Origin of the sequence: Micrococcus sp. HG099 (assembly GCF_024723355.1) — a bacterium.
In the GTDB taxonomy this organism is placed as follows: domain Bacteria; phylum Actinomycetota; class Actinomycetes; order Actinomycetales; family Micrococcaceae; genus Micrococcus; species Micrococcus endophyticus.
This window is the reverse complement of the sequence record NZ_JANQCJ010000063.1, coordinates 1-12,878: the sequence shown is the minus strand read 5'-3', so window position 1 is coordinate 12,878 and position 12,878 is coordinate 1. Positions and strand designations below refer to the sequence as shown.

The following is a 12,878-nucleotide window of genomic DNA, read 5'->3' as shown; positions in this document are numbered from 1 at the left end:
GGACCGCGCCGGGGCCGCCCCCGCCGACCAGGCCGACCGCGCCCCCACGGGCCAGGCCGACGCCGCCGACGCCGCCGCCCCGGCCGCCGTCGTCCACCGCACCACCCTCGCGGACCTGCTCGTGCTGAGCCTGGTCTACGGCCAGGTGCTGCTGCTGGTGCCGCCGGTGGCGTTCGGCCTCATGGAGCTGACGGACGTGCTGGGCCTCACCGAGCGCCTCGAGTCCCTGCTCTTCTCCGGGCTCGGCTCCTGGCCGACGGCGCTGCTGATCGTGGCCCTGGCCGTCGTCGTCGGGCTCGCCGCCACCGTGGTGAAGTTCCACGGGTTCACGGTGCTCGCGACGCCGGAGGGCCGGCTGCGCATCCGCTACGGGGTGGTCTCCACGCACGAGCGCGTCATCACCCCCGGCGCCGTGCAGGGCGTGGTGTGGCACCGCAACGCGGCCGAGCAGCTGCTGGGCCGGGCCCGGCTGTCCGTGCTCACCCTGGACAGCGCGGCCCAGCTGGGCGGCAACCTCGTGCTGCCCTCGATGCCGGTGGAGCGGGCCCGGGCCATCGTGGCCGAGCACCTGCCCGAGTTCGCCGGCACGGACCGCCGTCTGTCCACCGGCCTGGCGACGCAGGCCGTCAACCTGGTCTCCCTTCTCGCCCTCGCGGCGGCCTTCGCGGGGACCTGGGTGCTCACGGCGCAGACGTGGGGGTGGCCGTGGCCGCTCGCCGCCGGCGCCTGCCTCGCGGCCGCCGCCGTCGTGGCCGGGATCATCGCCGTGGCCACCGCGCGCCTCTACGCCGACCCCGCGGCGGGGCTGTTCCTCACCCGCCGGATCACGGTGGGCGAGCGGGTCACGGCCGTCCGGGCCACCCGCCTGCACGGGATCTCGGCGCACCACTTGCACCACGCCCGTACCCCGCGGGGCCGGCGCACCGCGTGGCTGCCCACGGTGTTCTACTTCGCCGGCGCCCCCCGCCGGGCCATGGCGCTCGTCGCCGCGCCGGAGGCCGTGGAGGCGCTCCAGGCGATGGTGCGCCACTCCTCGGTGCCGCTGCGCGCCTGAGCCGTTCCGACCTGAGCCGTCCCGACACGAGCCGTCCGGACACGAGCCGAGGGGCTCCGGTCCGTCCCCCTGGGGGTCGGTCCGGAGCCCCTCGCGGCGTGCGGAGGCGGTGCGCTCAGCGGCGGGGCAGCAGCACCTCGAGGCGGAGCCGGTCGGCGTCCGCCCGGACGGCGCACTCGCCGCCGTAGGCGTCCACCCGGGTCCGCAGGGACTCCTCCAGCCCACGCAGGCCGGCCGCGCCGGCACTGCGGGGCCGGGGGCCGGCGTCGGGGGCGCGGCGGGCGACGAGGCTCAGCGCCACCCGGTCCGCGGCGGGCCCCAGGCGCACGACGCCGTCCGCCAGCTCCGGATCCCGGGCAAGGGAGGCGAAGAGCTCCAGGAGGCGCAGGACGGCGACCCGGATGCTCGGCGAGAGCGCGTGGAGGTCCTCCTCGGCGACGTCCCACACCCATCCCGCGGGCACGACGGCGGCGGGGTCGAGGGGGTCGCCCGGGCCGGAGCCGGACGGCAGGTCGACGGCGACGCGGTCCGTGCCGCGCAGCACCGTGAGCAGCCGGCGCACGTCGATGAGGGCCTGGTCGGCCATGCCGCGGATCCGGTGCTCGGCGTCGGCCCGCTCGGGCGAGGCCGGCAGGATCGGCAGCAGCGCGGCCTGCATGGACAGCGTGGTGAGGCTCTGGGCCAGCCCGGCGTGGAGGTCGTCGGCGATCCGCTCCTGCTCCACCGCCGTCGTCGTGCTGGGGACGCCCGGGCGGCGATCGCGGCCGCCGGGGGCGCGCCCGGGTCCGTCTCCGGTACCCCGGGGGTGGTGCTGGGATGCAGTCATCGGACCATCGTGGTCCAGGGGCGCCCGCGGAAGAAGGGCCGTGGGGATGAGCGCGACTCCGACTTGAGTCGCACGCGGTCCCCGGGGTGCTCGCCTACGCTGGAGAGATGATCCGAGTGCTCGTGGCAGACGACCAGCAGCTCATGCGCACCGCCCTGGCGCACTTCGTGTCCACGGCGGAGGACCTCGAGGTGGTCGGCACCGCGGCCGACGGCGTCGAGGCCGTCGAGATGGCCAAGGACCTGCGCCCCGACGTGGTGCTGATGGACATGCAGATGCCCCGCATGGACGGGATCGAGGCCACCACGGCCATCATGGCCGAGGCCCCCGAGGTCCGGGTGCTGGCGATCACCACGTTCAGCTCCGAGGCCTACCTGGTGCCCGCCCTGCGCGCCGGGGCCTCGGGCTACCTGGTCAAGGACGCTCCGCCGGAGGAGGTGGTCGAGGCGGTGCGCCAGGTGCACCGCGGCGACGCCGTCTTCTCCCCGCGCGTCGCCCGCGAGCTCATCGAGACGGTCACCCAGCAGAGCGAGCGCCGGGAGTCCGCCGCCGCGCACGCGCTCACCGAGCTCGAGGAGCTCACCCCCCGCGAGCTCGAGGTGGTGACCGAGCTGGCCAAGGGCTCCTCCAACGCGGAGATCGCCCAGGCCCTCTTCCTCGCCGAGGCCACCGTCAAGAGCCACCTCGGCAAGATCATGGACAAGTGGCAGGCCCGGGACCGCGTCCAGGTGCTCATCCGCGCCAGCCGGGCCGGCCTCGTCTCCTTCGACGACTGACGGGCCCGGCGGCCCGCGACGCCGGACGGGCGGGTTCGCCTCCATGCCAGTTCGACGTCGGACGGGCGGGTTCGCCGCGACGTCGGTTCACTTCCGCTCGGCTCGGCGCCGGCTCGGCGCGACCTTCTTCGACGCCCCCGGACGCACGAACGCCCGCCCTGCTCGAGGCAGGACGGGCGGACGGAGGAGCGGGGCGGCGCGGCGGGCTCAGCGGCAGCGATTGAGGATCAGGCACCAGATGTTGTCCGCGCCCTCCTGGCCCTTGGCCGACACGGGCGCCGTCACCGGGAACCCCTCGACCGGAGTCGCCTGCGCGGCGGCCGGAGCGGCCCCGGCGGCGGCGAGCGAAGCGGTGAGGGCAAGGGCGGTGACGAGCTTCTTCATGGCGACTCCTGAGGTGCGGGGTCCGAGTCGCCGGGCCTGCTGCTCCGGCGTCTTCCTCGTGACGTGTTCCATCTTCGTGACGGCTCGGCTCCTGTGCATGATCCAGAGGTAGAGTCGTCCTCAAGACAAAAGTGGCACCGTCCCGATGGACGGGAGTCGCGGTGCGCCCGCCGGACGTGGCGGGGCGGAGACGGGGGGGAGGACGGCCATGGCGACGGTGTCGATCGGTCGTCCCGACTCCCCCGTGTGGGGTCCCTTCGGCGCCCGCCGCCTCAGCCTGCGCATCCGGCTGATCGTGTGGATCAGCCTCGCCGTCGTCTTCGGGATCGACGTGGTCCTCGCGTTCTCCGGCACCGGTGTGACCGCCGCCGAGGCGCTCCCCCAGCTCGCCGGCGAGTACCTGCTGATCGGGCTGATCGCCCAGCACGCCCCGCTCGGGGTCATGGCCTACGCGATCGCCTTCACCGCCGGGGCGCGGTGGTGGGACTACGAGGCCCTCTCGATCGTGTTCGCCGGGGCCGCGCTCATGCTCGGACTGAGCGCGCAGCGCGGCCTGCTGCTGCTCGCCGGAGGGCTCTTCGCCGCGTGGTTCGTCATCGCCGGTCCCGTCCTCGGCTCCTTCTCCACGGCCGCGGCGGTCGCGTTCGCGGTCTCGGCCGCCCTCGGCGTGGCCGCGGGCCTGGGCCTGCGCTGGCTGGCCGGCCGCTTCGACTCCGCCCTGCGCCTGGCCGAGGAGCGCCAGATCCAGCTCGAGCAGGCCCAGCGCGACGAGCGCCACCGCCTGGCTCTCGAGCTGCACGACGTGGTGGGCCACGGCCTGACCGTGATCGCCCTCCAGGCCGGCATGCTGCCCACCGTGACCTCCCCCGCGCAGCGCACGGAGGTCGAGCAGGCGATCGCCGACACCGCCCGGCAGTCGCTCACGGACCTGCGCACCATGCTCGGCGTGCTGCGCGGCTCCGCGCCGGGCCCGGGCCCCGCGGAGGACGCGGAGCCGCCGCTGCCCGCCCGCGAGCTGGTGGCCGAGTACCGCGACCGGCTCACGGCCGCCGGCTTCGACGTCCACGTCCGCCTCGAGGCCGAGGCCGAGGTGCCCGACTCCCTGCGCCACACGCTGCGGCGCATCGTCCAGGAGGCGAGCACCAACGTCCTGCGCCACGCCGAGCCGGGCGGGCGCGTCGACGTCGAGATCCGCCACGACGGCTGCGAGACCTCCGTCCTCGTGCGCAGCCCGCTGCCGGCGCGCCGCCGGCAGGAGCCGGCGCCCCACTCCGGCTACGGGCTGGCCGGCATGGACGAGCGCGTGCGCATCCTGGGCGGGCGGATCACCCACGGCCCGGTGGACGGCTCGTGGGTGCTCGACGTGACCCTCCCGTCCCAGGAGCGGGCGGCGCAGGCCTGACCCGCCGCGCCGTCGGTGCGCCCCCCGCGGACCGCAGCCCGCCCCGAGACCCGCCGCGCCGTCGTCGTCCGTCAGACCCGCGGCAGCACCGCGAGCCCGAGCAGGGACATGAGCGCGATGCCCACGACCATCGCGGGCAGCAGCACCGCGAGCAGGGCGCGGCGGCTCACGGCCCAGCCGGGCATCTCGGGGGTCTGGGCGCCCACCGCCATCGCGTGCGCCACCTGGATGCGGGCCGGGCCGGCGATGATGCCCCAGCCCGCCGCCGCGTTGTGCAGGCCGTTGGTCCACGTGGGCGGCACCCCCAGCGCCGCGCCGGTGTCCATCTGCAGGGGCCCCATGAGCGCCATCGCGCCGGTGTTGGAGGCGGTGACGAACCCGGAGAATGCCCCGATCACGGGGATCGCCGCCAGGTACGCCGGACCCATCCCGCTGAGCGCGCCCGCGAGCGCCTGGGAGACGCCGCCCGCGGAGAGCGTCAGGCCGAACGCCACGTAGAGGGCGTTGGGGATGGCCGTGCCCACCCACAACCGCGCGGCCTCGCCGGGGACCGTGCGTCGGGCGTGCGGGCCGAGCCCCAGCAGCGCCACCCCGGCGCCCACGGCCACGAAGGACCACAGGGCCGGCGTCCCGACGACGGAGAGCACCCCCGTCAGCCCCAGCGCGTCCTCCACGGTGGTGCCGAGCACGGTGCCCGCCATGAGCGTCACGTACGGCACCACGTCCCGGCCCGGTCCGGGGGTCAGCCGGCCGCGGCGGATCACCAGCAGCCAGGCCACGGTGAGCACGAACGTGCCGACGGCGCCCGCCGGCGCGGTGCCCACCGAGAGGTTGGCGCCCAGGATCAGCGCCCACTGGGCCGCCCCGGAGAGCAGGCCCACGGCGAGCCACGGGACGGTGCGCGCCGGCTCGCCGTCCCCGCGCATGCCCTGGGCGCCGCGCAGCAGGAGCACGGTGGCGGCGCCGGCCACGAGGGACGCGGGCAGGTTGAACAGCGCCGCGGTGACGCCGACGGCCTGGAAGTCCAGGTCGTACAGCCGCGCGCCCATGAGGGTGCCCGGCGCCATGGACCCCCACGGGCCGATGGTCAGGGCGAGCACCGCCAGCAGCGCCGAGCGGAACGCCGTGAACCCGAGGCCGAGCAGCAGCGGCACGCCCACGATCAGCGAGACGCCGAACCCCGTGACCGTCTCCAGGAACGGGATGATCCCGTGCACCATCAGCAGGGCCGTGGCGAGGGTGGGGCCGTTGCCGGCGGAGAGCCACAGGGCCAGGCGGGCGTGCGCGCCGGAGTGCTCCATCACGCGGGACAGGGTGATGCCGCCGGCGATGATCGCCAGGATCTCGACGACGGTCGGCACGCCCCGGCCCACCTCGGCGGCCAGCACGCCCGGGTCCACCCCGAACACCGTGGGGGCCAGCGCGGCGGCGAGGACGCCGCCCGCGGCCGGCGCCACCCACGCCGGCAGGCGGGTGAGCAGCAGGGCGAGCGTCAGCAGGATGGGGGTGAGCGCGAGCAGGACCTGCACCGGCACACCCCCTGATCGGACCACGGACGGGACCAATGGAAGTGTAGGCCGCGGGCCGGGGGTCGGGTCTTTTCTCACCCCCATCCCCGCTTTCGCTCGGGAAATCGTCGCTACCGGCCCGATTTCGCCCCGGTGTAGCGACGATTTCCCGAGCGAAAGCACGGGGCGGGTCGTTCTACGCTGGCCCCATGTCTGCCGCGCAGCTTCCCGACGACGTCGTCCGCGCCCGCCTCATCCCGCCGGCCCGCGTGCTGGCCGCCCCGATGGCAGGCGGCCCGAGCACGCCGGAGCTGGTGGCCGCCGTCGTGGGGGCGGGAGGCGGCGGGTTCCTCGCCGGCGGCATGCGGACCGCCGCGCAGTTGCGCGAGCAGGTGGACGCGCTGCGCGGGCTGCTGGGCGGCGGGGACGGAAGCGTGGACGGGTCCGACGCGGCCCGGCGCTGGGGCGTGAACCTGTTCGTGCCGGACGCCGTGAACACCGCGATCCCGGCCGCCGCCCGGACGGAGCGGGCCCGCGCCGAGCGTCGGGCGGCCGTGGCGGCGTACCGCGAGCGCCTCGCGGCGGAGGGCGAGCGGGCGGCCGGCGGGGCCGCGGCGGAAGGTGCGGGCGGTGCGCCGACCCTGCCTTCTCCCGACGACGTCACTCCGGACCCGGCGCGCGAGCGGACGGAGTTCGCCGCGATTCTCGACGCGGCCGAGGAGCAGGCCTGGCCGCTGGTCTCCTTCACGTTCGGGCTGCCCGAGCCGGCCGTGTTCGCGCGTCTGGCCGCGGCCGGCATCCCCGCGGGCGTCACGGTGACCGAAGCCGAGGAGGCGCAGTCCGCCCTCGCGCACGGCGCCGCGTTCCTCGTGGTGCAGGGCCACCGGGCCGGCGGGCACCGCGGCACCCTGGACCCCGCCGCGGAGCCGACCCGCGTCGAGCTGACGGCGGTGCTGGCGGCCGTGCGCGCCGTCGTCGGGACGCAGGTGGCCGTGGTGGCGGCCGGCGGCGTCAGCGAGGGCCGGCACGTGGACGCGCTGCTCGCCGCGGGCGCGGACGCCGTGGCCGCGGGCACCGCGTTCCTGCTCACCCCGGAGGCGGGCACGTCCGCCGCGCACCGGGCCGGGATCGCGCGGTGCGCGGCGGGAGAGGGGTTCGTCGACGACGACGGCGCCGCCTCCACCACCCTCACGCGCGCGTACACGGGCCGCTGGGCGCGGACGCTGGCCACCAGGTTCGCGGCCGTCCACCCGGACGCGCCGGCCGCCTATCCCGAGCTGAACGCCCTCACCACGGGGCTGCGCGCCGCCGCCGCGGCCGCCGGGGACCTCGAGCGGGTCCACCTGTGGGCCGGCACCCGAGCGCACGACGCGCGGGAGGCGCCGGCGGCCGAGGTGCTCGCGGCGCTGACCCCCTGACCGCGCCTCTGCCGGGCCACCCCGCGCCATCCCCGCTTTCGCTCGGGCACCTCGATGCGCGAACTCACCCGGACAGTGGGGCTGCCGACGTGCCGTCCGGTCCCCGGGCCCGCCCCTCATCGGTGAGTGTGATCTCTGCCATATGCATGCCGGCAGAAGTGTCCAAAAGTCCAGGCAGAAGTGTCCAAAAGTCCAATGGAACGCCCGGCACCAGAGAGGATAGCCTGCGAACGCGAGACCATGCGGACGCCCAAGGGAAACCGCTGGGCGTCACCACCGGTATCGCCGATCCGGACGCCCATCCGGGTCGACGTCAATCACTCAGGAGAAGCCATGAACACTGCAACTCGATCCCCCGCCCCATCCGTGCGCCAGATGATCCTTACCGGACTTGCCGCGTCCGCCATGGCCGTCGTGGCGATGCTTTCGCTCGAGATGCTCCCCCTCGCCCAGCTGGCCAAGGAGTTCGGCATCCCCGGCGGCGTCGCCAGCACGGTCGTCTGGCTCGCTGAAGCCGGTGGCGCCGCCGCCACCATCGTCGGCATCCTCGCCGCCCTCGGCACGGGCGGACTCTCGCTGATCGCCGCTGCGGGCAAGGAGACCATCCGCCAGTACCTGAGGAAGAAGATCGAGGAGAAGGGTCGCAAGGCCGTCATCGCCTGGTGACGCCGAAGCAGGAGGGAGGTGCCCCGTGACGGCGCGAACGAGGGAGAAGTCCATCGCGACAACGCTTGGACGGACCTGGCGCCGAGCAGAATCGGAGCACCCCCCCTCCATCTTCACCGTCCTCCTGGTGCGCCGGTGGCGCCAATCCCGCACGCACGTGGCGGCCATGCTCGACCGCTGGGGCGTCGAATCCCCCCTGGCCCGCGGCTGGGCCACCGCGTCGATGCCCGGCTTGGGGCCGACGCGCACACTGACCCTGCTCTTCCTGCCCGGCCTCCTCGCAGGAGCGGGAGCCGGCATCGGAATCGGCCTCTGGGCCGCAGGCCTCGGCCTACCGTCTGTCCCACTCGGCCTGGCCCTCGCCCTGCTGCTTGGGCTGCTCTCCGGCGTTGGAGACTGGCGGCGGACAGGCGACTTCGCCTTCTCCGAACTGGCACGCCTCACCCCCGCATCCGAAGCGGACCTCGCACGCATTTCGGTGGCCGCGGCCCTGACATGGCAGCTCCCGGCCGCACTCCTGCTCACGTCGGCGACCGCTACGGGAGCCCTGGCCGCCGAGAGTGCACAGAACATCCTCCCGGCCGTCCTCACCGGAGCCATGGCCGCCTCAGCAACCCTGGCGACCTACACGGCCGCCCACGTGTGTGGCGTTGCGCTGCGCCTCCGGCAAAGCCATCGGACGACGGAACACCCCTTCCACCCGGCCCTGTTCCTCCAGCGCGTGGTGCGGACGATCACGGCCTTCGCCGTCGGCCACCTGATCACGACCGCACTGGTGACGTTCCCCGCGCGGACGCTTTCGGCGATCTTTCAACATCCCCACGACTTCCTGGACAATGAGCGCTGGGACCTGGCATCGACAACCCTCATCGAAGATCTGCTCAAGACGGTCGATTTCATCATTGTTCAGCTGCCAATCCAGGGATTCATTCCCCTGGTATTGGTTTCCATCCTCGTCGTCGCGGCCGCCGGGTGCATCATCGCCGTGCCGCCGCCACTGCTCTCCGCGAGAGCGGACGCGGTGCCACTGCCGTGGCCGAGGTCCGTGAGGTGGTGGGTTGACAGGCAGTTCCTCCCTGACGCGGCGAACTCGGGCGTGATCGCTGCCCGCCGTGCGCAGTCGCACCCGTGGGCCACCGGTCACGTCGCATGGCGGACCGTGTTCCCTCCCTCCGAGGCGCTCGCGCTCCTGGGTGCGACGAACGCTCTCCTGAGCCTCGAACGCCCGACGGCCGTCCATGTCGCTGTCGTCGTGACCGCGGCAATCATGGTCGGTCACGTCCTGGCCGCAGACCTGCGGATCGAAAGCGCACCCCTGCATTCGCTGGCGCATGAGCGAACCGTGGTCCCGCTCCTGCTCCAAGCCCGCACACGGGGTGCCCTGACGACGCTGGCCGAACGCAGGATCGCCGCACTCGAGCGGCATATGAGGGTGCCGACGGGAGTCTTGGCCGTAGCGGCCCTCGCCATCGCGCTCGTCCACGGCCTCCACACCTGGGTGGCCGGCGTCGCCGCCCTGTCGGTCCTGTTGGCCGCGTGGACGGGCGCCCGGTTGCAGTGGTACACGGCTCCGCTTCTTCTCGCCGAGACGCGGTCCCTCCGGGAGACCGAACTCGCGGACGAGGGCCTCACGGCGATGATCCAGAGCCAGGGTCAGGCATGGCCCCGAACCGCGCTCGTGGTGGTACCCAGCTTCGTTGCGGCAGGCTCCTACCTCATGCCGGGTCTCGTCCACGGCGGAGTCCTCACCGCGGTCCTCGTGGTGACGATGCTCGGCCATGTCTTGACAGTGGCCGCCCTTCCGGCCGTGACGTCGTGGTTCGCGGACAAGGCCCTGGACGCCGGGCTCGACGGGTGGCAGACACGGTGAAGACACGCGCTGCATCGATCCTCGCACTAGCCCTGGCGATCCCGGCCATGGGCTTCGCCCTCGGCCTGTTCGTCGGCGTCGCCGCCGAGCCGATGTTCTCGACTGCCGACCTGGATCCTCCTGACACTCGCACGACGGCAACGGCCTTCGCCCGGAACAACGGGGCGCTGGGCTGGAGCCTCATGGTCATCGGATTCCTGACCTACGGACTCGGCAGCGCAGCGCTCCTGGCGTTGAACGGGTTCCTGACCGGGCAGCTGCTGCGAGCCCTGGTCGTGGATCAGCGTCTCGACGCGGTGGCGACTGGTCTCGCACCACATGCCTTCGTCGAAGTGGGTGGCCTCGTCGCCTGCGCAGGCGCGGGCGTGCTCTTCGTCCATGCCCTCCTGCGCCGCGTCGTTCTTCATTCAGCCATCGGCCCGCGTCTCCCGCTGGCCGCGGCGGTCACCGCCGCTGGAGGCTTCCTGCTCATCGCCGTGGCCGCCCTCATCGAGGCCTCGTGGAGCACCGTCGCCCTGTCCTGAACTCGTCCTCCCACGTCCCGGCCTGAAAGGATCGTCCCTCCATGTCGCTGCTCAACCCCTCGGTCGCCACCGCTGCGGCACCCCCGAGGAGCCGTTCACGCCTCGCAGACCCGCTCGGCATCACCCTGGCCGCTTGGATCCTGGCCGCGTTGGCGGCCCTGGTCGCGGTCCTGCTCATCGCCTTGCGCGACCTCGGGGCAGTGGACTTCGGCGCAGACCTCATGTTGACCTGGGCTTTGTCCATGCTCTTCGTCGCTCCTATCATGCTCCTGCTCTGCATCATCTTCGGTTCAGTCGTCGGAGTGCTCCTCGCGGTCGCTGGAAGGAACTTCTCCTTCGCCCGCGTGCTCGTGTCCACCGCATGGCTAGTCAGCACGAACGTGCTCGTCACCAGCCTCGGGCTGCTCTGGATGGTCCATGAGACGACTCCGCCGGTCGTTCTCGTGCAGGTACTCGCCTGCGTGTGGTCACTGATGCTGGGCGCGAGCTACGCCCTGCTGCTCCATCGGTGGGCCGGCGCGAATCGGTGGGCTGCGCGCGTGGTCGCGTCCCTGTTCGTCGCATTCTCCGCCCTCAGCGTGGTCCTCGGAGGGCTCAGTGGCTGAACTGCGAGCCACCGGCCTGAGCTTCACCTACCCGGGCAGCCGAGTGCCCGTGCTGGACCATGTAGATCTCGACGCCCGCACCGGCGAGGCACTCTGGATCGGGGGGGCCAACGGAGCAGGGAAGACCACACTGCTCGAAGCCCTCGCAGGACTCCGCACTCCGCATCACGGCTCGATCCTCTGGAACGGGCGTCCGCTGACGAGAGAGCAGACGACCTACATCCCCGCAGATCCGCCCCTCTACGCCGAACTCTCCGCGCGAGAGCACATCGGAGTGGTGGCCGATCTGTGGGGCCTCGAAGGAATCGAGCGAGAAGAGTACCGGCATCGTGTCGTCGCGCTCTGCGACCGGCTCGAGCTGCGTCTCGGCGGGCTGTGGATCAGCCAGTACTCGTCGGGCATGCGGCAGAAGCTCGCCTACGCCCTGCTCGCGTCTCTGAACACCGATGTGCTCCTCCTTGACGAGCCGTTCACCGCCATGGACCACCAGGCCCGATCGGCGGCCATGGAGCACCTGGGCCGGCTGCTGAGCGATCGCGTCATTGTCTTCACCAGCCACATCGGCGATATCGTCGAGGCCCTCGACCCGGTCCGATTCTCCTTGGACGCCCCCACCAACGAAAGCAGAGGTCATTCGTGAAGATCGCGTGGTTCGCAGCCCTCCTCTCCGCCGCCGCCATCGTGACGGCCGTGTTCATCATCGGCCTCGATCACACGGTCGGCGTCGCCCTCCTGGCCATCGGAGCGGCTCTGCTCACGCTGCCGGTCCGGCAGCTTTTCCGCACGCGGTCCCGGGCCTAGGCGGCCGACGTCGTTGCAACGACGATTTCCCGAGCGAAAGCACGGGGCGGGTCATCCTGCGGGCTGACGCCCCCGCCCCGGGCCGCCGCCTAGGCTGGCCCGCGTGAACCCCCTGCACCGCATCGACCAGTGGATGCGCGCCCACCCGGTGCGCACGGACGTCCTCGTCTCGGTGCTGCTGTTCGGGGTGCTCGGGCTGACCCCGTGGGTCATGCTCGGCTCGCTCGCCGGCCCGACGCCGGGCAGCATCGTCGCCTCGATCCTGATCGCGCTCGCGCTCATCGCCCCGTGGGCGTTCCGCCGGGTCCGGCCCGTGGCCTCGGCCGCCGCCGTCGCCGCCGCGGCCGTGGCCCACCTGGTCTTGGGCCCGGAGTTCAGCCTGGCCCTCGTGCTCGTGCCCATGACCGTCTACAACCTCGCCGCCAACGCGCCGCGCTGGGCGTCCTTCACGGGGCTCGTCGCGGCGCTGCTGGGCGGGGTGGCCAACGGCATCCGGGTCGGGCTGTTCCCGGACCCCGTGATGCGGCCGGACGGCGTCTACGAGCCGGTGGACCCCAGCCTCGAGGCGCTGCTGGTGATGGTGTTCGGCTGCGCGGCCGTGGTGCTCACGGCGTGGGCATTCGGCGACGTCGTCCGCCACCGCCGCCTCACCGTGCGCGCGCTCGAGGACCGGAACCGGCGCCTGGAGACCATGGCGCTGCAGGAGCGCCGGCTCGCCGCCTCGGACGAGCGCAACCACATCGCCCGCGAGATGCACGACATCGTGGCCCACTCGCTGCAGGTGATCATCTCCCAGGCCGACGGAGCCCGGTACGCCGCCGCCGCCAAGCCCGAGCTGGCCGTGGCCACGCTGGACACGATCGGCCTCACCGGCCGGGCCGCCCTGGCGGACATGCGCCAGCTCCTCGGGGTGCTCCGCGAGACCGGCGAGACCGTGTCCGGGGTGCCCGGCGTCGCCCCCGACGACGGCGCCCCCGGCCCGGCGGCGGGCGCGGCCGACGAGGGGGCGGCGGGCGCGGGGACGAGCGGTGCGGGGACGAGCGG

Annotated in this window: 14 protein-coding genes; 11 read left to right on the top strand and 3 right to left on the bottom strand. The window is 73.5% G+C overall.

Features of this window, described 5'->3' with window-relative positions; genetic code table 11:
* Window positions 1–1,054, top strand: a 1,054-nt coding sequence (locus NWP10_RS07040; protein WP_258300360.1) for a hypothetical protein, incomplete at its 5' end; no start/stop codon positions are given.
* A gap of 115 nt (window positions 1,055–1,169) precedes the next feature.
* Here NWP10_RS07040 and NWP10_RS07035 read toward each other — a convergent pair.
* Window positions 1,170–1,880 carry a histidine kinase dimerization/phosphoacceptor domain-containing protein gene (locus NWP10_RS07035; protein ID WP_258300359.1) on the bottom strand — a complete coding sequence of 237 codons (711 nt, stop codon included), beginning with the start codon at window positions 1,878–1,880 and terminating at the stop codon, window positions 1,170–1,172.
* 107 nt (window positions 1,881–1,987) lie between these two features.
* Between NWP10_RS07035 and NWP10_RS07030 the strand changes: the two genes are divergently transcribed.
* Window positions 1,988–2,656 carry a response regulator transcription factor gene (locus NWP10_RS07030; RefSeq protein ID WP_010079935.1) on the top strand — a complete coding sequence of 223 codons (669 nt, stop codon included), beginning with the start codon at window positions 1,988–1,990 and terminating at the stop codon, window positions 2,654–2,656.
* Between the two features lie 207 nt (window positions 2,657–2,863).
* Here NWP10_RS07030 and NWP10_RS07025 read toward each other — a convergent pair whose 3' ends face one another.
* Window positions 2,864–3,040: a hypothetical protein gene (locus NWP10_RS07025; protein ID WP_010079934.1), complete on the bottom strand. Its 177-nt coding sequence runs from the start codon at window positions 3,038–3,040 to the stop codon at window positions 2,864–2,866.
* Between the two features lie 208 nt (window positions 3,041–3,248).
* On the opposite strand from NWP10_RS07025, the gene NWP10_RS07020 reads away from it, so the two are divergent.
* Window positions 3,249–4,442: a sensor histidine kinase gene (locus NWP10_RS07020; RefSeq protein WP_258300358.1), complete on the top strand. Its 1,194-nt coding sequence runs from the start codon at window positions 3,249–3,251 to the stop codon at window positions 4,440–4,442.
* 71 nt (window positions 4,443–4,513) lie between these two features.
* On the opposite strand, the gene NWP10_RS07015 is transcribed toward NWP10_RS07020, so the two are convergent.
* On the bottom strand, window positions 4,514–5,971 hold the full coding sequence (locus tag NWP10_RS07015) for an L-lactate permease (RefSeq protein ID WP_010079931.1): 1,458 nt from the start codon (window positions 5,969–5,971) through the stop codon (window positions 4,514–4,516).
* 188 nt (window positions 5,972–6,159) lie between these two features.
* Here NWP10_RS07015 and NWP10_RS07010 point away from each other — a divergent pair, with 188 nt between their 5' ends.
* The 8 genes from NWP10_RS07010 to NWP10_RS06975 all read left to right on the top strand — a co-directional run.
* Window positions 6,160–7,368: a nitronate monooxygenase family protein gene (locus NWP10_RS07010; RefSeq protein WP_258300357.1), complete on the top strand. Its 1,209-nt coding sequence runs from the start codon at window positions 6,160–6,162 to the stop codon at window positions 7,366–7,368.
* Window positions 7,369–7,701: 333 nt separating this feature from the next.
* Entirely contained in the window at window positions 7,702–8,034 is a 333-nt protein-coding gene (locus NWP10_RS07005; RefSeq protein WP_258300356.1) for an uberolysin/carnocyclin family circular bacteriocin, read from the top strand.
* Between the two features lie 166 nt (window positions 8,035–8,200).
* Window positions 8,201–9,904, top strand: a complete 1,704-nt coding sequence (locus tag NWP10_RS07000) for a hypothetical protein (protein ID WP_159101877.1) — start codon at window positions 8,201–8,203, stop codon at window positions 9,902–9,904.
* Complete coding sequence (locus tag NWP10_RS06995) at window positions 9,889–10,428, top strand: stage II sporulation protein M (protein WP_017488634.1); 540 nt, start codon at window positions 9,889–9,891, stop codon at window positions 10,426–10,428. Before NWP10_RS07000 ends, NWP10_RS06995 begins: the two co-directional genes overlap by 16 nt.
* Before the next feature lie 41 nt (window positions 10,429–10,469).
* The gene (locus NWP10_RS06990; protein ID WP_258300355.1) at window positions 10,470–11,033 is read left to right on the top strand and encodes a hypothetical protein; all 564 of its coding nucleotides are present in this window, start codon (window positions 10,470–10,472) and stop codon (window positions 11,031–11,033) included.
* Window positions 11,026–11,673, top strand: coding sequence for an ABC transporter ATP-binding protein (locus NWP10_RS06985; RefSeq protein WP_017488636.1), 648 nt, complete (start codon window positions 11,026–11,028; stop codon window positions 11,671–11,673). The genes NWP10_RS06990 and NWP10_RS06985 overlap by 8 nt, the downstream gene beginning before the upstream one ends.
* On the top strand, window positions 11,670–11,834 hold the full coding sequence (locus tag NWP10_RS06980; protein ID WP_258300354.1) for a hypothetical protein: 165 nt from the start codon (window positions 11,670–11,672) through the stop codon (window positions 11,832–11,834). Before NWP10_RS06985 ends, NWP10_RS06980 begins: the two co-directional genes overlap by 4 nt.
* A 103-nt stretch (window positions 11,835–11,937) precedes the next feature.
* Window positions 11,938–12,878 (top strand): sensor histidine kinase (locus NWP10_RS06975; protein WP_258300353.1); only part of this gene is annotated, 941 nt, incomplete at its 3' end.